16 protein-coding genes are annotated in these 18,025 nt (G+C 43.1%); 9 read left to right on the top strand and 7 right to left on the bottom strand.

Annotated elements, in window-relative coordinates; all coding sequences use genetic code 11:
- Positions 1 to 39: 39 nt before the first annotated feature.
- Both ACM0P2_RS14345 and ACM0P2_RS14340 read right to left on the bottom strand, forming a co-directional pair.
- Entirely contained in the window at positions 40 to 2,025 is a 1,986-nt protein-coding gene (locus ACM0P2_RS14345) for a class I adenylate cyclase (protein ID WP_419226727.1), read from the bottom strand.
- Positions 2,026 to 2,238: 213 nt separating this feature from the next.
- Positions 2,239 to 2,829: a DUF4136 domain-containing protein gene (locus ACM0P2_RS14340; RefSeq protein ID WP_419226726.1), complete on the bottom strand. Its 591-nt coding sequence runs from the start codon at positions 2,827 to 2,829 to the stop codon at positions 2,239 to 2,241.
- A gap of 423 nt (positions 2,830 to 3,252) precedes the next feature.
- Between ACM0P2_RS14340 and ACM0P2_RS14335 the strand changes: the two genes are divergently transcribed.
- Together ACM0P2_RS14335 and ACM0P2_RS14330 are read left to right on the top strand one after the other, a co-directional pair.
- Positions 3,253 to 4,314, top strand: a complete 1,062-nt coding sequence (locus tag ACM0P2_RS14335) for an L-dopachrome tautomerase-related protein (RefSeq protein WP_159120135.1) — start codon at positions 3,253 to 3,255, stop codon at positions 4,312 to 4,314.
- A gap of 28 nt (positions 4,315 to 4,342) precedes the next feature.
- A complete protein-coding gene (locus ACM0P2_RS14330; protein WP_419226725.1) occupies positions 4,343 to 4,894 on the top strand; it encodes a DsrE family protein in 552 nt (183 codons plus the stop codon).
- 146 nt (positions 4,895 to 5,040) lie between these two features.
- On the opposite strand, the gene ACM0P2_RS14325 is transcribed toward ACM0P2_RS14330, so the two are convergent.
- The 3 genes from ACM0P2_RS14325 to ACM0P2_RS14315 all read right to left on the bottom strand — a co-directional run bounded on the left by ACM0P2_RS14325 (position 5,041) and on the right by ACM0P2_RS14315 (position 7,519).
- Positions 5,041 to 5,337 (bottom strand): type II toxin-antitoxin system RelE/ParE family toxin, encoded by a 297-nt coding sequence (locus ACM0P2_RS14325; protein ID WP_159120133.1) that lies wholly within the window; start codon positions 5,335 to 5,337, stop codon positions 5,041 to 5,043.
- Positions 5,334 to 5,564: a type II toxin-antitoxin system ParD family antitoxin gene (locus ACM0P2_RS14320; protein ID WP_159120132.1), complete on the bottom strand. Its 231-nt coding sequence runs from the start codon at positions 5,562 to 5,564 to the stop codon at positions 5,334 to 5,336. Before ACM0P2_RS14320 ends, ACM0P2_RS14325 begins: the two co-directional genes overlap by 4 nt.
- A 278-nt stretch (positions 5,565 to 5,842) precedes the next feature.
- Positions 5,843 to 7,519 (bottom strand): acyl-CoA dehydrogenase family protein, encoded by a 1,677-nt coding sequence (locus tag ACM0P2_RS14315; RefSeq protein ID WP_419226724.1) that lies wholly within the window; start codon positions 7,517 to 7,519, stop codon positions 5,843 to 5,845.
- Between the two features lie 235 nt (positions 7,520 to 7,754).
- On the opposite strand from ACM0P2_RS14315, the gene ACM0P2_RS14310 reads away from it, so the two are divergent.
- The 3 genes from ACM0P2_RS14310 (at position 7,755) to ACM0P2_RS14300 (ending at position 10,503) form a co-directional block, all read left to right on the top strand.
- The gene (locus ACM0P2_RS14310; protein ID WP_419226723.1) at positions 7,755 to 8,555 is read left to right on the top strand and encodes a PaaX family transcriptional regulator; all 801 of its coding nucleotides are present in this window, start codon (positions 7,755 to 7,757) and stop codon (positions 8,553 to 8,555) included.
- Positions 8,556 to 8,603: 48 nt separating this feature from the next.
- Positions 8,604 to 9,716 carry a hypothetical protein gene (locus ACM0P2_RS14305; protein WP_159120129.1) on the top strand — a complete coding sequence of 371 codons (1,113 nt, stop codon included), beginning with the start codon at positions 8,604 to 8,606 and terminating at the stop codon, positions 9,714 to 9,716.
- Between the two features lie 319 nt (positions 9,717 to 10,035).
- Complete coding sequence (locus ACM0P2_RS14300; RefSeq protein WP_159120128.1) at positions 10,036 to 10,503, top strand: DUF3718 domain-containing protein; 468 nt, start codon at positions 10,036 to 10,038, stop codon at positions 10,501 to 10,503.
- 204 nt (positions 10,504 to 10,707) lie between these two features.
- On the opposite strand, the gene ACM0P2_RS14295 is transcribed toward ACM0P2_RS14300, so the two are convergent.
- Positions 10,708 to 12,039, bottom strand: coding sequence for a M24 family metallopeptidase (locus tag ACM0P2_RS14295; RefSeq protein ID WP_419226722.1), 1,332 nt, complete (start codon positions 12,037 to 12,039; stop codon positions 10,708 to 10,710).
- Between the two features lie 107 nt (positions 12,040 to 12,146).
- Here ACM0P2_RS14295 and ACM0P2_RS14290 point away from each other — a divergent pair, with 107 nt between their 5' ends.
- Complete coding sequence (locus ACM0P2_RS14290; protein ID WP_159120126.1) at positions 12,147 to 12,860, top strand: substrate-binding periplasmic protein; 714 nt, start codon at positions 12,147 to 12,149, stop codon at positions 12,858 to 12,860.
- Between the two features lie 33 nt (positions 12,861 to 12,893).
- Here ACM0P2_RS14290 and ACM0P2_RS14285 read toward each other — a convergent pair whose 3' ends face one another.
- Positions 12,894 to 13,274: a VOC family protein gene (locus ACM0P2_RS14285; protein WP_419226721.1), complete on the bottom strand. Its 381-nt coding sequence runs from the start codon at positions 13,272 to 13,274 to the stop codon at positions 12,894 to 12,896.
- A 117-nt stretch (positions 13,275 to 13,391) separates the two neighbouring features.
- Between ACM0P2_RS14285 and soxR the strand changes: the two genes are divergently transcribed.
- The 3 genes from soxR (at position 13,392) to ACM0P2_RS14270 (ending at position 18,018) form a co-directional block, all read left to right on the top strand.
- Positions 13,392 to 13,868 carry a redox-sensitive transcriptional activator SoxR gene (gene soxR / locus ACM0P2_RS14280; protein ID WP_159120124.1) on the top strand — a complete coding sequence of 159 codons (477 nt, stop codon included), beginning with the start codon at positions 13,392 to 13,394 and terminating at the stop codon, positions 13,866 to 13,868.
- Between the two features lie 6 nt (positions 13,869 to 13,874).
- On the top strand, positions 13,875 to 14,840 hold the full coding sequence (gene rlmF, locus ACM0P2_RS14275; RefSeq protein WP_419226720.1) for a 23S rRNA (adenine(1618)-N(6))-methyltransferase RlmF: 966 nt from the start codon (positions 13,875 to 13,877) through the stop codon (positions 14,838 to 14,840).
- A 232-nt stretch (positions 14,841 to 15,072) separates the two neighbouring features.
- Entirely contained in the window at positions 15,073 to 18,018 is a 2,946-nt protein-coding gene (locus ACM0P2_RS14270) for a diguanylate cyclase (protein WP_419226719.1), read from the top strand.
- The last annotated feature ends 7 nt before the right edge of the window (positions 18,019 to 18,025 follow it).

Raw genomic sequence — 18,025 nt, 5'->3', positions numbered from 1 at the left:
TAAATAGAGGCAGTTGAAGCCTAAGGTACCTTTAATTTTTCAGTACAGAACGGTAAAGCTAAGTTCATTGGCTTCCAGAAACTCACCCAAAATTCGGGCTTGTTGGTTTCCTCGTGGGACCATGACATAGCAGGGCGGAGTTGGGGTGACCTCCTGTAACTCGTACCACAGGGTATCAAGTACATCTTGACCGTTTTTAAGGAAGGTTTCGCCCCAAGACGTAGCGTAAAGAATAGACACGTCCTCGACTGTTGCCTTTTGTCTAAGCGTAGGAAAGTTAACCACGGCAAAACATGCCGTAATCCTTTCGGGAGCGAGTAAGTCATTTCGAGGTAATGAGGCCACTTTGACAGGTGGCAAGTACTTACACAAATGTTTAAGTAGGTCGTTTAAATCTAGCTCACTGACTTCGCCATAATTATAGTCGAGCAACACCTTCGTATTTGTGTCGATAATCTTACTTGAAACGCACCACACCATTAGCGCGATAGCGCTGGGCGCTTGAGAAATTTTCTGCGACTCGTCGATAATGCCTGATTTGCTAAGAAGGTCTCCTGCATAGGCCGACCACACCTCGTCACCGTTTTTGAGCTGACGCATGGCAATCGTCACGGTATCGCAATACAAACTTTCGTCAAAAGCTCGCCTTAAAAACTCAATTTTGTCGGGCTTTTTAGCGTAGTATGTGCTCAGCCGTCTACCCAAAACCGTCATGTCTTTTTCGTCCATGACCTGCTGATAGTGGCCTAATTCTTTTGAAATACGGCGATAACACTTCAACAAAAACCGATGAATTCGTCGGCTTAGCTGTACCCGTTCACTAAAATTCCACGTTTGCTGATTATCAAAATGTGCAAGATCCTTGCGACTCCAGCCCCACTGCCTGGCGTAAGACGCCATAATTTTGCGCTTAAAATTAGGTTTTTCGTCTTCAAAAAGCGGCTCGCTCAGTGCACAGCCACACTTTAAGTATAAACACTGCTGTAAAACGGCAACGTCTTCGGCTTGCCCATGAGCTTTATAGTGAGCGATGAGCTCGTCAAACATCAATGAGTAGGGATCAATTTCAGAGACATGCCCTGGTGCTTCACTAGCCCTGTGAACGTGCCTTTTTAGGATGTTGCATAAGGGCTGACCTTCGTTAATATTGGCCAGATAAACCTCAAGCTTCGCCATTTTGAGAACGGATTTAAAAGGGGAGTCCATGGCTTTTCCAAGCTGCCAAATCGCAGCACCGAATAGCTCGCTGGCGTCTAACTTTTCTACGTTACCTAAATCCATAAACCAGTCTAGGTCGGGCGAACCCCCTTTTTCTAAACTGCTATAGATCGCTCTATACTGCTTGCCAGACGTTTTATCAGGGGTTAGCCACCAGAAAGGCGCTCGACCAGCTACCACAATGTTTGTGCTGTAAAACTCAGACTTTAATAATAATGCTTGGGCTGAACCGGCACTTTCACCCTCTGCAATTCCAAAATCATTTTCTTTTACTTTATCAATGTCAGACAAAAAGAAGTGTACTTCGATACCGAAGCGTTCATCTGCCCATTCTTCAATTGCGGTAAGTTTTTGCTGTAATAACGAGAGTTCCGTTGCCGTGAATTGCTTACCATCAATGCAGACCCAAAAGTCAAAGTCTGAGTCGTCGGTTTGTGCAATGGTTCCCACACTGCCCATCAATACCAGTGCATCGATAGCGCGTTGCCGTGGCCAAATCTGTTTAACTTCTGTAAACAAGTGGCTTTGTGCGGGAAAACAACGTAATAAAGCTTTTTCTATATCATTTCGGAACGAGTAATTATTTATCCCGAAAGGAACACTCTCACCTGATGGTAGCGGCGCTACATAGCCAGGAAGTGCTTCGTGATTAACGTGCACTAGAAAAGGTAAAACGTGAAAAAGTGGCTTGTGCTTTTCAGGCATAAGGGTAAGTGCACGTTCGATACGCGACTTATTATACCTGAGAACTCGCAACAACCGTATTGTAAGGTTTTGCTTAACTGAGAGCGTCTGTGGCGCTGCCATTATGTCAATCTACACTTCATCATGGTGCCAAGCATAACGCTATTTTGCTCCAACTTCCTCAAATTTTCATCGCAAAGTGAGCATCTTTCCCAACAGCGAGTGAAAAGGGAAATACAGGCAAAAGTAATCGGTTTTGAAGACGTTCGAGAGACATCACCATAACGTTTAAATATTTTACGTGTGGCACTATTTTCAATTGTAAAATAACGCGATTTATTTTTTCGGCGGATACTGCTCAAGTAATCTAATTACAAGCTCATCCAATTTATTTTGAATGCTTAGACTGTCTTTTGATTCAAGTTCTACCGCACCAGATGCGCTGTATATGAATTTGCCGTCTTTAACCATATCAATCTGAAGGCCTTGCTGTAATGTGGTTTGCTCTCCAACGGGAATACTGAAAATACTGCCGAGAGAGATACCACCCGAGCGCCCGAAGCTCCCGGTTCCCAACCCAAGATTTAACGTGGTGCCATCTTCTTTTGTCGAGTTAGATGGTAAGTATACTACCGTAATATCAGCGTTATCCTCTGAGGCAGGTGCCAGCCCTTTCGCTATTAAATGCTGTGTAATGGTAGAGGATAGATGATTGGCCAGCGTTGCATTTATTGGTTTAACCGGGGCGGGAATGTGAAAGGTTTTGATATCAGCAAAATTCTGTGTCTCATCGACACTTACCTGCGGCTTATTGCTACTGCAGGCACTTAAAACAAGCACACACATTGCTACTAATAAAACCGCCTTTATTTTATTCACTGAAAGTGCTGTCTCATTGATAAAACCTGTTAAGGTACCGCTATACATAACCTACTCACTGTAAAGTATTGCTTTTTTAAAGACATCTGCTGTAAAGCAAAGTTCGACTATAAATATCTTAAACGTCGCTATTACTTACTTTGGATCGCATAAAACAGACTGTTTTAGCAAAACTTGGCAAAATCGTTGCTGTCTCTAATGTTCAAGAAAAAGACGTTCTGTCTTTACTCGCTGTATAATCCTACAAGTTTGAGAGCTCGGCATTATCATAGACTTATCGTTTTTTTGGCCATAAACCTTGGTTGACTTTTTCACTTGCTAGCCAGTCAACTTAAGTTCATTGCAGCTAGGTGCTCCACATAGAACGATGAGCCGTATGCAGTAACTTATAACTCGTTTCTATATAATCTTTTACGTCTGTATTTTTACTCAGACTGAAAGATTGCGGCAATCAATCAAGGAAAAGTGAACATGAAACCAACGTTACTAAAACACGGTGCACTAGCAGCGGTAGTGGCCTCATTTTTTTCATTCAGCGCAACTGCACACAGTTCAGAAGAGGCCCAAGTTGAGCTAGTTGGTAAAATTAAAGGGACTCAGATAACTGGTGTTACCGTTAGTAATAACGGGCGAGTATTTGTCAGCGCGCCAAATTGGCGTGATGGCGTGCCTTTCTCGGTTGCGCTAGTTTCCGACAATGGGGATTTCACTGCTTACCCTAATGCAGCGACAAACGCGTGCGTGGCGCAAAGTAAAGTGCGTAAAGATTGTTTTTTAGCCGTGCAGTCGGTAGTTGCACACAAAGACAAACTTTACGTATTGGATACCCGAAATCCAAAGTTTCAGGGTGTGATAGATGCTCCTCGTGTGTTTGTTGTTAATTTGGCGACAAACAAAGTAGAGGGCGCATTAATTCTCAGTGAAGAAGCCTATCACCCTGACTCATATATCAATGACTTGCGCCTAGACGAGAAAATGAATCGTATCTACATGACAGACTCAGCACATGCTGGATTAGTCGTGTATAACCTTGAAGATGATAGCAGCTACCGTATTTTAGATAATCATGAAACTACAAAAGCTGAGGTTGACGCCTTAAGTATTCAGGGTAAACCTTTCAAAATGACGGTTCAGTCAGACGGTTTAGCGCTAGATACGCTTAATGACACCGTATATTTTCATGCATTATCTGGCTATTCGTTATATGCCGTTAATACCGCTGATATCAAGAGGGCTTCAAGTGATGTACTGGCTAAAAAAGTGCGAAAAGTCGCAACAACAGGTGCGCCAGATGGCATGATTTATCATCAAGGTAACGTTTATTTAGCTGATTTAGAAAAGCAAGAAGTGCAATACCTTACGCCAAGTCTAGACCTTCGTACCCTCGTGAAAGGCGATGTGGTTAACTGGGCCGACACTTTTAGCATTTATAACGGTTCGCTTTACTATACGAACAGCAAAATACAAGATGCGGGTAGTGATGTAAGCAATATGACGTTTGAAGTGTACAAAACAGCGCTACCTGCCCGTTAAAGTTCGGGTAATAGTTAAGGAACAGAACATGAGCATGATTAAAAAAAGAGGTAAGGCATCACTCGGTTTGTCGGCTTTACTCTTCTTCGCAGGGCCGGCCTCAGCAAAATCAGATTTTGAATATGGCCCAGTGTTTAGCACTTTTGGGAAACATGCGTCAGTCGAGGGCGTAAGCTTTCCTGAAAATCAAACATTCAAGATTGCATTTGATGTTGCCAAAGCGGCAAACCCCGGTGAGGTTAACCGCAAGTTTGAGTCGCTGGCGCGGTTTATTAACATGCACGTAGCTAACGGCGTAAAACAGGAAAACCTCTCGCTCGCGCTTGTGGTGCACGGCTCTGCTACCGAAGAAATGCTCAAGACGGCAAACTTCAAACAGCGCAAAGGCCAGCCTAATGGCAATGAAACACTGCTTTCAGCACTTATGGAACAAGGTGTTGAAGTAATAGTATGCGGACAGTCTGCTGTTGCCCATGGCGTTGAAAAAAGTGCATTGATAGACGGAGTGAAAATGGACTTGTCAGCCATGACAGCGCATGCGCGCTTAGCGCAAAAAGGGTATTCGGTGAATCCTTTTTAGGTTGGTTGAAATGTACGAGGTTCGTGCTGTGAAGTGTATATGTACTTATGCGGACACCTAAGACAAAAAGCAGACATTTAATGAGTAGTTTGTTTCTCTATTTGACTTGGCACTTTCGCCACATTACTGGATCTTTCCTGTGTGTTTCAATCCGATAGATGCATAGCGTATTTCATTTGTTGATGAAGCACCCTAATGACGAAAATGCCGTCATCGACTTTTTTATAGAAGACCATGTGTCTATGAACTGGGAATTGTAGGTAATTCTTTCTAATGTCCTCCGCTGAAGTACCTACATTAGGGGTTTCCGCCAGAATAACTAGAGCTTCGTGTAGGGCAACAAGATAGGCTTCAGCTTGAGTTACGCCATGAATATTGGCTGAATAATCGTAAATCCCGGAGATATCTTCCTCTGCTTTATTAGAGAGGGTGTATTTATTCATTTTAAGGCTCGAACTTTCTTAGCTTGAATAATATCCAAAACATTCTTTTCACTTTTTCCACTCAATTCACCTTCTATGAGAGCTAAGCTAATTGCCTCTCGCTCACTCTGATTGCGACGTACTAAATCGCGAATATAATCACTAGCATTAGCAAATTTGCCAGTTTTTACTTGTTCATCAATCCACGAACGCATTTCGTCAGGAAGTGATACATTTAAAGTTGCCATTGTCTAATTCCGAATGTCCACCATTCGCAAATTATGGCAAATATTGACAAAGATTGCCAATTGAGTGATGGATGTTTGGTTTAACTGATAGTCCCGGAGCACTGTGTTAAACGTCCAGTTTAGCGTCACTCGAAACACTGCGCTTAATCAAAATTCGACCTTTTGCTTTAAGTAAACAGAAGACCTACGAGTCCATAGGCACCTTAAGGTACATAGCTGCAGCTTTAAGTTAATTCCCCCTAGTGCACAGAGCCTTTGGCGTAATTTCCTAAAATCGACTAGCTAGTTGAAACCTGCCCAAGCGAAACAATCTTCTCAAATGGTGTGGTGTCGGGCAACGTACCTAAGGCAAAACCACTAGCGTTGCCAAGCCTAGATTCACAAAAAGTATGAGCAATATCGATAATGGCATCATTGTTGTCGAGTGCCGTAGCAAGTAAAGTACAAGCCTGAAGCGCTAGCGCCATCTGCTCTGTTAAATAGCGGCTTCGCATTTCCATGTTCTGCGTATTTGATAGCTCTTCAAATAGCTTACTAAGATGAATATCGTAGTGCTTATTTTTGCCAGTTTGGGTCTTAAGCTCGGAAAATAAGGCCTCTTTCACATTGGGCTCTTTGGCAAGTGCGCGCAGCACATCTAAGCATTGCACGTTTCCACTGCCTTCCCAAATAGAGTTAAGTGGGGCCTGACGGTAGTAACGGGGCATGGGGTTTTCTTCAACGTAACCAATGCCGCCTAAACATTCTTGGGCTTCGTTAACAAACATAGGCGTGCGTTTACAAATCCAGTATTTTCCAATTGCCGTGGCAAGCCTTGCTAATGCGGCTTCATGGTTGTTACTCGATGCACTATCAACTGCTTTTGCTACTCGCATAGTTAGTGCGGTGGCGGCTGCGCATTCAATGGTAAGGTCTGCCAGAACGTTTTGCATTAGGGGCTGATTGACTAACGTTTTGCCGAAGGCGTCGCGATGACTCACGTGATGTAATGCGTGAACCAGTGACTGCCGCATAAGAGCAGATGATCCAATCATGCAGTCTAATCGGGTAAGCGAAACCATATCTATGATAACTGGCACGCCGCGGCCTTCTTCGCCAATCAAATATGCGGTGGCTTCCTGGAATTCAACTTCAGATGACGCATTGCTCCAGTCGCCTAACTTGTCTTTCAAACGCTGAATGCGCACGTTATTAAGTTCACCGTTTTCAAGCATTCTTGGTAGTAAAAAACAGCTTAGTCCGCCTTCTGCCTGTGCAAGTATAAGATGAGCGTCGCACATGGGGGCTGAGAAAAAGAATTTATGCCCTACAATATGGTAACTGCCATCAGCCTGTTTCACTGCTGTCGTGGTGTTTCGCCTAACGTCCGACCCGCCTTGTTTCTCGGTCATACCCATGCCTATGGTGAGCCCGTGTTTCTGACTAGCGGGAAGAGAACGAGGGTCGTATACGCCGTTAATGGTTTTATCCAGGTAGTAGGGCGGTAAATTTGCTCCATAACGCATTGCTGGGATTGCAGCGTGGGTCATGGTTAGCGGGCAAGATGTACCAGACTCAGCTTGATAATGCATATACATCAGCGCTGCGCGAACAGTATGGGCTCCTTTAACTCCCTCGTGTGTCCACGAATAGTTGTGAACATTGTGCTGCATCGCACTTTCCATTAGTGCGTGATAGCTCGGGTGAAACTCTACATTATCTGTGCGGCGGCCATAACGATCGAATGTATGAAGCGTTGGCTTGTTCTTATTAGCAAGCTCCCCGTGACCCATAAGTGTATCACCCGCAAGTTGGCCATATTGATCTAATAAACCTTCGTCGTGCTGGTGTGATGAAGGTAAATGGTGGTTTACCAATAGACGTAACAACGCATCATTGCGCCACAAATTGTAGGGGGGGGGTATGGTGGGCTGGTTTTCTACAACGTGCGTTACAAATCGATTTGATAAGGTCATGGCATTTCCACTTATAAATAGAAAGGGTGCATCTTTTTTGTGCTTTTACTTTAGAGCGCAATCTTAAAACACTCCGCCAAAACATTACATTAATATTTACGAAATAACAATTAATGTAATGTTTGTGCCTGACGCATGTTTGTATGATGATGAATGAATATGTATTTGGCCTGATGCCACCTGAGATTTTGCGAAAAAACCTTGTCCCTATCTGAGATAAAGAAGTAATAAGAATTTGATAGTAGAAAATGAGAGAAAGCCCGTAGCACGAAAGCTTTTGCTAAAGCTATTGGGATCCCGTGACAATATTCAGATGAATGCCAGTGCAGCGGTTCGCGTGGGGGCGCTGTTTGGGATTTCTGAAAACAACATTCGCGTTACGCTCACGCGTTTACAGTCTGCGCAGCTCATCACCTTGGTTGAGCGAGGCTATTACAGACTGGGCGACAAAGGCATTCGTTTTGCTAGAGAAATACATCAGTGGCGAGAAGATGAGAACGGCCTGGTACCTTGGCAAAACGATTGGGTTGTTGCTCAAACCAGCCCCCTTCCTAAAAGTGATAAAAAGCAGTACAGAAATAATGAACGTGCACTCAAGCTTTTGGGAATGAAAAAGCTGGCAAACGACGTTTATCTTAGACCGAACAACTTTTCAGGCGGCGTTGGCGAAGTTCGAGAAAGGCTTCACACGCTTGGCTTGTCGGGTAAAGCGCTAGTGTTTAGGGCCAGCGACTTTGACAATAAAACACAAACTAAGGCGATGGGACTATGGCGCCAACTAAACCTAGCGTCGCTGTATAAAGACGGATGCCGTGAAATAGAGGAATCTCTTGCTCGATTACCGTCTTTATCCCTTGAAGATGCAACCAAAGAATCCTATGTGATAGGAGATAGAGCGTTATATCACTTGGTGTTTGACCCTCTATTGCCTGCGCCGCTAGTTGATGTGACGATGCGCGAGCGTTATCGTAATTTGGTAAAGCATTATGATGATATGGGCGCAGAGATATGGCATCGCTTTTTGAACCTAAAATAGGTTAGTAGCCTTGGAATTAAAACGGAAGTAGCCGAAATGGAAGTAAATATGACCGCATCGAGACCTTTGTTTAAGCATATACGCAATCACACCGCGCTTTTCAGTGAGTTGTCTCAATACCGAAACGCCGCGGTGAGCACCTTAGGGTTCGCAGGTTATGAGTTTCACAAAACACCTAAGTTCGTAACCGAAGATGGAAGCAGGCTCACTATAGAGCCAGAGAGAAGTATTGTTCTACCCAGAGTTAATGCGTTATCGGGCTTGAAAAATAAGCTGACACAGGCTATTCCCACGTTACACATGGTTGAGCATAGTGAAATAGGCTATCGCTACCCAACGGCAGCGTTGGCTGGTCTAGACGCGCCATTCATAAAGCGAATGCGTTCTGAATATTTTCACAAAATAGATGAAGACAGAAGTATTTGCCGCCCTGTGAATTTGTCCTACGGCATCAAAAGTCGTGGTAAAGCCGATAACAGACAAGAATACGAAGTGTGGATGCCTGATGAAGCGCCAGATCAAAATCCGTTACCTCTTCTTATCAATGCCTATGGCGAGGATTTGCCTAATGATGTAAGGCACTTTGTTGAACAACCATCTAAAGTTCACGGTTGGATGGGTGTTAAGCGAGCGGCATTTGAAGCCCTTTACACAAACAAACAACATTGTGGTGATTTGATTATTTGCGTTGCTATGAGCGTAGATGCCTACAATATTGGGGCGAAACCCGACTTAGCCTATTCTCCTGAAGCGGAAAGTTCTATTGCTGTTAGCAATGCTGAATTTGAATGGGAGATTGAAGGGTACTATGCACCTAGAGGATGGGCGTTTGATCACGACGAGGTGTGGGCAGCAATAAATCACACGTTAGAAGCTATAAACGAGCCGCTTGATAATTTATACGGCAACGAGATTATTCCTATTGCTGAAAGCAAAACCGAACGAATTCTGTCAACGCTGCAGTCACTGGGCGTTAGGCAAGAAGAAGTAGACGACCTCAATCTTCAGCCATGGGAATTCATGCTTACCGAGAGTGAGCATAGGGTTAAAGCGCACGATCCAAGTCGCTCGGTTAACTTGTTGGGTAGGCTAAATCGACTCTTCTACCAGCCAGAACAGCAGTTGCCATCACTTAACTGGATGCACGATCTCATTTTATAGGTCGAGACTGTAAAGGTTACGCTGGAAACGGCTATTCCCCGTTGTGATTTTTTGAACCAAGCGCGCTGAGAGCAATTTCATGCGCGCTTTTTTATATTCCTTCTGAAGTCATTCTGTAACTAAAAAGACTTATATGTAAAATTTTATATAAAATATGTTGGTTTTTGTAAATAACTTTCATTTTTATCGTGATCTGTCTGTTTATTTTGTTATTTCTGTAATTAAATTACGAAAAATGCTTTATTTTTTGAAAGTATTGTTCATAATGTATTCATCACTCAGGTGATATCTAATTTAGTTACAAAATAGGAATTCAAAAATGAAACTGTCTACTTTCGCTATTGCTCTAACATTATCTGTTGCTGCCACTCAATCTTTCGCAAAAGATGTCGTACTAAAGCCAATTAACGACAACATCGAAACACAAGCATGTTTAACTGCTGCTGAAGATGGTTTTGGTCCTGCATTGCGTCTTATCCGTTCAAAAGGTTTTAATGCAGAAGAGTTCAGTGCATCTGTACGTTGCAACGGCGAATCACTTCGCACTTTTGCTTACATGTACAAAAACAACAAGGCGACTGAGAACGCGAAAACTGTAGCACTTGTTGCTAAGAACCAAGATGTTGCGTCACAGGCTTGTCTAGAAGCGCTTTCAGTAGGTAAAGAAGCGGCACTAGCGAAGTTTGGTTTGGAAGGTGAGAACATTATTTGTAACAACAAAACAATGTCTGATTTTGTTCGCGAATACAGTGTAGAGAACGTAGTTGTTCGCACTGCTGCTGAATAAGACTGCGTTTTAGGATAGCAACCTACTGCTTATATTTAGTACAGTTTCATGGCCTTTCGCTTGAATGGGCGAAAGGCCTGACACTTTACGCTTCGCTTGATTTAATTCTACGTAAGTCTTCTCGCATCGGCCAACCTTTAGCCGCACCGTTCAGTTTTTTCATTAAGTTTAGGCCTTAAAATAGGCGTAGCGCTCCACCTATAGTTATTGGTTTTTGTCTGAATGAATCAAATGAAACTCAGTTTGCCTACCATCTAAATAGGTTACTGTCTGACCGTCAAAAAATGCATCTTCTTCCAGCATAATTCTAATTTCTTTGTTCCACTCTTTAATAAAGCTTGCTGCATTGAGTTCTATCGAATAAGCCGTCTGTGCAAACACTGGATAGTCACCTTGAACTGGTACTCCTTCCTGTGCATCCCACATTCCTATCGTTGGACCAGCCGCGTGCCCATGAAAACCAAGCGGGTGGGTGTAAATAGCGGGCGTAATGCCTTGTTCGATAGCCTGCTGTCGCGACATACTCAAAATAGTGTTACCTGTTCTGCCTACTTTAAAATTACCGGTCAGAATGTCCTGCAACTGGTTTCCAGATTTAAGTGCTTCCTTAAGTGAAGCTGGCGCGTCTTTTTCACCAGGCTTTAACACGTAAGCATGCTGCTGTTGATCAGTATTAAGTCGAAGGTAAGTAATGCCGAAATCGACATGAATGAGATCACCCGGTCGAATTATATTTTCGCCAGGGCGTTTGCTAAATGCGCTGATTTGATCGAACACTTCATTGTCTTGGCGTTGAATTGAGACAGTAGGATGAAACCAGTTGGTCAGCCCTAAAGCGCGCGTTTGATCTCGCAGCCACCACACCACATCGTCTGTAGTTGTCACGTTAGGGGTTATAACTTCATTTGAAAATGCCGTTGCTATCAGTGAATGACCAATTTGAGTAAGTACCGGATAATATTGCATTTCAAGGTCACTGCGCGTTTCCAGCCAACCGATTGAGAGTCTTTCTCCACTTACGACGCGGCTTTTCAGCGCTTCAGGAAGTACGGCCATAAATTTGTCGTGTTCGGTAGAGGTCATGCCATCAGCGAGTGCAAATGAATCAGATGTATTAATTGCAATTTTTGAAGGGTTTCGCGCTTCGATAATGTGCTTCAATTCTTCCCACTGGTCGGGTTGCGCTTCCTTATCCCACGCTTTTTTAAATAGCGATCCTACCGCATACCTTGCAACAGCCAAACGTTCAAGCGGTTGGCCATTTCCGGGATTGTAAATAACTAACATGGTGTGACGTCGTGCGGAAATCCAAGTAGAAGGTAACATGGTTTTTAAAACGGGATCTTCGTTGTACTCGCGAGACATTAACACCCACATATCGATGCCCTCGCGTTCCATAATGTGGGGCAGTACATCACTAAAGCGCTGTTCAAGAATATTATCAATTAAGACACTTCTTTCTTTCATCGACAGCACCGAACTGGCTTGTACACTGAAACCAACAAGGGTGAGTAGAAGAAATAACGTTTTTTTCATATGCATTCCGTTGTTTTGGCAGTTATTTTTGTATTATTGGCTACTCTTTATACCGTTAACATGTAAATTACGGTTTGTACATATATATCAGCTTAAAGGATATCTTGATGAAATTTTCTTTTTGTTCTTGTTTGCTATTTTTTGCGTGCATAAGTTTTCACTCGGTTGCGCAAACGTCGATTAAGTGGGGCACTGACTATTGGCAGGACTATACAAACTATGACGGAAGCGGCTTTTATAACGAGCTAATACACAAAATTTTTTCAGAGCCAGAGTACATAGTAGAGGTTCACTATTATCCCTGGAAGCGTAGTGTAAAGAACGTGTTGCAAGGTAGTATTGATATGACAGGCGCTATGCACAAGACCGAAAGGCTTTACCATTCTGAGCGGCCTGTGCTTATTGACACCGTAGTTATGGTAAGCCGCGTAGACGATGCTTTAACGCTAGATTCTCTTGATAATAAACTCGGCGCTTACCGTTCAGGTTATGAAGATATGGTGTTTTATCCCTATTTAAAAGAAGCGACGATGGGAATGGAAGTTGAAGATTCATATAAGGGGTTAACTTTGTTGGCAATGAACAAAATCGACTTTTACGTTGGAGCTGAGAGTTTGGTGCGGCTCGCTTTAAATGAGCGAGACGATCGCTCAGAATATGAGATCTCGAAATTAGGCAGTTTTAAATTATATTGGTCTTTCGCTCTCAATAAACATGGTTTGGCGCTCAAAACCGCATTTGATGAACGATTGGACACTTTGCGCGAGCAAGGTGTGCTCGCGGCGCTTTATCGAAAATATGGTCTGATCATGCCTTTCTGACTAGCCCACTGAGGGGTAAATTAGCCTCATCAATTAGCTGTATGAAACGACCTCAACTTCTATATTTTGCTGAGCCATGAAATAGAAGCGCCTACCTGGCTCATAATCACCATGGCTGTAGGTTTTAAAATTTAGTGCCAGAACTCGTTGTTCTGTTTCGTCTAAATTCTGCACTACAATACCAATATGATTGATATTGGCCAGCGTTTTATAATCGTTTTCTATCTCATTGATAGTTTTTGGTCTGTACAGCGCTAGATAGTCCTTATCGTTTCCTACGTGCACGGTGTAGCCATCATTTTTCGCGCCGCCGCTCCATCGTACTTTCCAATCAAATAGTGTACAAAGCAAGTTAGCTAATTTATCTGGGTCTTGAACGGTGATATTCGCGTGTTCTAAGTATGCGGTAGTCATGTGTTTTTCCTTGAGTAGATTATCAACGAAAAACAGCTTAATATCTAAAGCTAACTTTAGATCAAGCATTTTTTGATTGGTGCTTTGTAATTAGTTTTTGTCAAAAAAGAGGGCGCTATGGCAACAGAACCCATGGTGAGCATTGGATTTATTGCGAAGCGCACTGGCAATGCCGTTTCATTGATCCGCTACTATGCTAATGAAGAGTTAATTCCTTCTGTTCGCACTAGTGGAGGAAATAGAGTATTCCCTCGTTCTGTCATTCGCAGGGTGTCTTTTATTTTAATTGCGCAAAACCTGGGGTACTCCCTTGCTCAAATAAAGAACCTGTTGTCTACACTTCCTGACAACAGGACGCCGACCCAATCTGATTGGGCGCAATTAAGCAGGGTGTTTAATCAGCATATTGAGGAAAAAATTACAGCACTGAACAGTCTGAAAACGTCATTAGAAGGATGTATTGGATGTGGGTGTTTGTCATTAGAACGCTGTAGGCTTTACAATACCGACGATAAAGTGGCAGCCCAAGGTAGTGGCGCCCAGTTGCTCGATGAAAACGTGCAATCTCAGTTTTTAGTTTCTCATAAAAAGTAGCGCGTCATGCACCCAAAAAACCTTCATAAGAACGGCTATCCTATGGATGCGCTGTGCCATTCATATCCGGCGCTTAAGCCGTTTCTCGTGCGTGCCAAAAGCGGCAATATAAGTATCGATTTTACTAACCCCGAAGCGGTGAAAAAGCTCAATGCTGCCTTGCTTCACCACTATTACAATCTAGAATATTGGGATATCCCCGATGGTTACTTGTGTCCGCCTGTACCTGGCAGAGCAGATTACATCCACGGCATTGCAGACTTACTAAAAACATCAGGCAGAGACCAACAACCGGTTTTTGGATTGGATATTGGCGTTGGAGCTAATGCTATCTATCCAATTATTGGTGCCTCATCTTATAATTGGTCGTTCGTAGGAAGTGACGTGGACGATGCCGCAATCAAAAGTGCGAAAGCCATTGCCGGTAAAAATAGTGTGTTAGCCAGTAAATTCAGCGTTCGCCAACAAACTAACAGTGCGCATATTTTTAAGGGCGTGATCGAAGAATCTGATCGCTTTACCTTTACCATGTGTAACCCGCCGTTTCATAAATCCCCGCAAGAGGCGCTGTCTGGCACCCGTCGAAAAACATCTAATTTGAGCCGAAATAAAGAAAAGCGAAGCGGAGCCAAGTTTGCTGGTAGTCAGGCGCAAAGTGTTGAACGTCGCTTGTCATCAGCAGAACTCAAGAATAATGCTGCCAGAGGACAGGCCGTTAACTTAAATTTTGCGGGTCAGGCCAATGAATTGTGGTGCGAAGGTGGAGAGCTTGCCTTCATTCAGCGAATGGTGCAAGAAAGCGTTTCGGTAAAAGCTAATGTGGAGTGGTTCACTTGTTTAGTGTCTAAAAGTGCACACGTAAAGCCAATTAGAACGAGTATAAATTACTATGGCGCCACTTCGTGTGAGGTTATAGAAATGGAGCAGGGTAGTAAAATTAGTAGGTTTATAGCCTGTTCGTATTCTAACTAAGGTTATACTATTGTATGTTTGACAGATAAGTATGAATGGTCAAAGCTTTATAATATTTTAAATACTTACTTACCGGTGTTCATGAATTCTGTTGTTGTATTCTTAATTCTACGCTTCGTTTTATACCTTCAGAATAAAAGGCACTAGGAAATTGTCTTTTTATTTTATTCGATTCGCTTTTTGCCTCTGTGTTTTTTTTGCATCTACTGTTTCGGCCAGTGAAAGTTATCGGGTGGAGCAATGGTCTGTGTCTGGCGCGCCAACTTATGATATTGGGCAACGTGTTAGCGCCAAAGGTTTGCCGCAAATTTCTGTTAAAACCATCGTCCGTGATAGCCAGAATTTCATATGGATTGGGACCGAAAATGGTCTGGCGCGTTTTGATGGGCGAAATTTTGAATTTTTTAATACGGTTAACACGCCTGAGCTTGGCTCAAATTGGATAGAGGGTCTTTTCCTTGACGATATAGGTGATGTTTGGATCGCTACCCGCATTGGACTTGTCCGTTACTCTAACGGCGAATTTTCCGCTATTGCTAGTGATTTGAATGGCGAGCCTGTTCAGCTAATTGTTTCAAGCAAGAAAGACAGAGCGTGGGCGATAACGACATCTTTGTGGAAAATACAAAAAAACACACTTCAGAAAACTAAAGCTATTGCAGAGCAAATCTATCATCCTGTTTATCATAATCGACATCTTTGGTTTATTGATGAAGCAAATAATTTGTTACAAGCGTCAGTCGGCGCGTCAATAGATATTGATTGCCGATATCAACTCGGGCTGACAACACCCGTTGATGGACTTATCGTAAAACAGAATGCAGCATTTATTTTAAGTAAAACGTCGCTACACCGTTTTGAAGTTTCATCAGCAAACTGCGGTATCGAAAAAATCGAGCGTTTAGATGACTTAGAAATCGCAAGTATTCATAACAGTCACTCGGATGGCATCGTTGCTGTTACCAACAAGGGTGAATTGTTTGACGTAGATACAAGTGGCAGCGGCGTTCGCAAAGCATTGACGGATTATTTAGATAAAGCAGCGCTGATGGATGACGGCGTACTTTTTGATGATAATGGAACGTGGTTTTTAGGAAGCAAAACAAAAGGTCTTCACCTGTATTGGCCTACCAGTGTAAAGCGGGTGGGCCAAAGCCAAGACATATCTCAATCTCGTGTGTGGTCTTTTTTCGCAACTGAAGGCAATTTATATGCGGCTACAGATAGTGGCGTTTTCGTCACTAATGACGGAGAACAGTGGCGTTTATTGATTTCAGCAGATGAGTTAGAGGGAAACAGTGCATATAGTTTCTTTACTGATAGTAATGATTACTGGGTTGGTACTCGAAATGGCCTTTATATAAGGTCAACGGAGGATGCCTTTTCTCGTTCAGATGTTCAGCTGGAAGGGTTGCAGATTAATACGCTCTATGCGGATGAAAACGTAGTTTATGTCGCTACAACGAAGGGGCTTTTTTCTTTTGATGGCATGGATGTAAGTTCGATACCAACGTTTGAAAGTCAATCTGTGCGCAGTATTCTTAAAACTAAAAACGAGGTTTTATGGGTAGGCACAGAAGCGGGGTTATTTAAAAAAGAGAATGGCGTTTGGGCAGAAGTTGATGTTCTAAATAGCGGAAATATCTTCGTGTCGTCACTGCTTGAATATGGCGATGGGCAGCTGTTAGTCGCCACCTATGGCAAAGGATTATTTTTGCTTGATAATAATAGTTGGCAGGCATTTAACGTTAAAAACGGTCTGCCTTTTCAAGACCTCTTTGCTATACAAATACGCGATAACAAACTGTGGCTTAGCGGCGCGAGCGGTATTGCTTCTATACCGCTTAGTGAACTTGGCAACAAGCAATTGACTAGCGATGTAATCTTGCGTGATGACGGGACATTTAGCGCCCGTTCGGATCTCCGGTGCTGCAATGGAGCAGGAAACCACAGAACAATCGTATTTAAAGATAAGTTATATTTACCTACCCTCGAAGGCGTTCTTTCAGTGGGGGATACAATAGCCCCTATGCACAACGGTCAAACGACCATCACTGGTGTTTATGTCGAGGGCGTGAGGCTTAATCAAAAATATGAAAAACTCAATCTAGGAAGAAAGCAAAACGCTGAGGTTGATTTCTCTGTAGCGACATTTTCAAGCGAGACAATCCCAGAATACCGATACAGATTAGATAGCAGCGATTGGGTCTATGCTGGGCATCGAGAAGAGGCTTTTTTAGCAAAACTACCCGCGGGTGAGACGCGCTTCGAAGTGTCATCAAAAATTAGCGGGGCAGAATGGTCAACACCAGACAGCGTTATTTTTTACGTAGAGCCTCATTGGTGGGAATCGTCGTTGGCAAAAGCGCTTGGTTTGCTTGCTACTGTTGCAATGTTGTATGCGTTATATCTTCACAGAATAGCCAGATTTAGGCGCCGAAACGAATTGTTGGAAGCCCGGGTAAAAGAGCGAACCCTTGCTTTCGAGCGAGTCAATAGTGAACTGAAGATAAAAAATAAAGCGCTTGAAGAAGCGGCGTTAACTGATCCACTCACTGGTTTATACAACCGTAGAGCGGTCAATAGCTTCTTGCCAAACCTTTTAAGCATAGTCAATGAAAGGGCCGAACAGCATGCTCACACTAACGAAAATAGTGAAACCTGCGCCATTTTTCTCATCGACCTAGATAATTTTAAACAGCTTAATGATACTTTTGGTCACGATAAAGGAGACGCGGTTCTATACAACGTGTCTAAAGCATTACAACTGGTGTGCCGAAGCAGTGATAAGCTCGTTAGGTGGGGCGGTGAAGAGTTCTTATTGGTAGTCCCATCAATAAATAAAGGTGATATAAGCAAATTCAATAAGCGTTTGCATGAGTCAATTGAAAACCTTCATATTGCGCTCGAATTACCGACTTCAATTACTATGTCGATAGGGGTAACAACGCTTCCTTGGGATGACAGTGCTGTCGATGCAAGATTATGGGAACATGCAGTATTAATTGCTGATTGGGCTTTATACCAAGTCAAGAACAACGGTAGAGATGGAACGTCTTTAGTGACTGCATCTCAAGAAATGGTTTTGTGGCCTGACTGGGGTGTGGAGGGGCTCTCCACAGCAAAAGAAAGAGGGCTATTACAGTTGACCTTGATAGGTGGTAATAGCCGTTTTTAAATGACCT

The organism is Alteromonas sp. OM2203 (assembly GCF_048517045.1).
GTDB lineage: Bacteria > Pseudomonadota > Gammaproteobacteria > Enterobacterales > Alteromonadaceae > Alteromonas > Alteromonas gracilis.
This window is presented reverse-complemented; position numbering and strand designations above follow the sequence as displayed.

What these genes read in the sequence shown, in the direction of transcription:
- ACM0P2_RS14345 (WP_419226727.1), bottom strand. Translation starts at nt 2,025, where the DNA reads ATGGCAGCGCCACAGACGCTCTCAGTTAAGCAAAACCTTACAATACGG.
- ACM0P2_RS14340 (WP_419226726.1), bottom strand. Translation starts at nt 2,829, where the DNA reads ATGTATAGCGGTACCTTAACAGGTTTTATCAATGAGACAGCACTTTCA.
- ACM0P2_RS14335 (WP_159120135.1), top strand. Translation starts at nt 3,253, where the DNA reads ATGAAACCAACGTTACTAAAACACGGTGCACTAGCAGCGGTAGTGGCC.
- ACM0P2_RS14330 (WP_419226725.1), top strand. Translation starts at nt 4,343, where the DNA reads ATGAGCATGATTAAAAAAAGAGGTAAGGCATCACTCGGTTTGTCGGCT.
- ACM0P2_RS14325 (WP_159120133.1), bottom strand. Translation starts at nt 5,337, where the DNA reads ATGAATAAATACACCCTCTCTAATAAAGCAGAGGAAGATATCTCCGGG.
- ACM0P2_RS14320 (WP_159120132.1), bottom strand. Translation starts at nt 5,564, where the DNA reads ATGGCAACTTTAAATGTATCACTTCCTGACGAAATGCGTTCGTGGATT.
- ACM0P2_RS14315 (WP_419226724.1), bottom strand. Translation starts at nt 7,519, where the DNA reads ATGACCTTATCAAATCGATTTGTAACGCACGTTGTAGAAAACCAGCCC.
- ACM0P2_RS14305 (WP_159120129.1), top strand. Translation starts at nt 8,604, where the DNA reads ATGACCGCATCGAGACCTTTGTTTAAGCATATACGCAATCACACCGCG.
- ACM0P2_RS14300 (WP_159120128.1), top strand. Translation starts at nt 10,036, where the DNA reads ATGAAACTGTCTACTTTCGCTATTGCTCTAACATTATCTGTTGCTGCC.
- ACM0P2_RS14295 (WP_419226722.1), bottom strand. Translation starts at nt 12,039, where the DNA reads ATGAAAAAAACGTTATTTCTTCTACTCACCCTTGTTGGTTTCAGTGTA.
- ACM0P2_RS14290 (WP_159120126.1), top strand. Translation starts at nt 12,147, where the DNA reads ATGAAATTTTCTTTTTGTTCTTGTTTGCTATTTTTTGCGTGCATAAGT.
- ACM0P2_RS14285 (WP_419226721.1), bottom strand. Translation starts at nt 13,274, where the DNA reads ATGACTACCGCATACTTAGAACACGCGAATATCACCGTTCAAGACCCA.
- soxR (WP_159120124.1), top strand. Translation starts at nt 13,392, where the DNA reads ATGGCAACAGAACCCATGGTGAGCATTGGATTTATTGCGAAGCGCACT.
- rlmF (WP_419226720.1), top strand. Translation starts at nt 13,875, where the DNA reads ATGCACCCAAAAAACCTTCATAAGAACGGCTATCCTATGGATGCGCTG.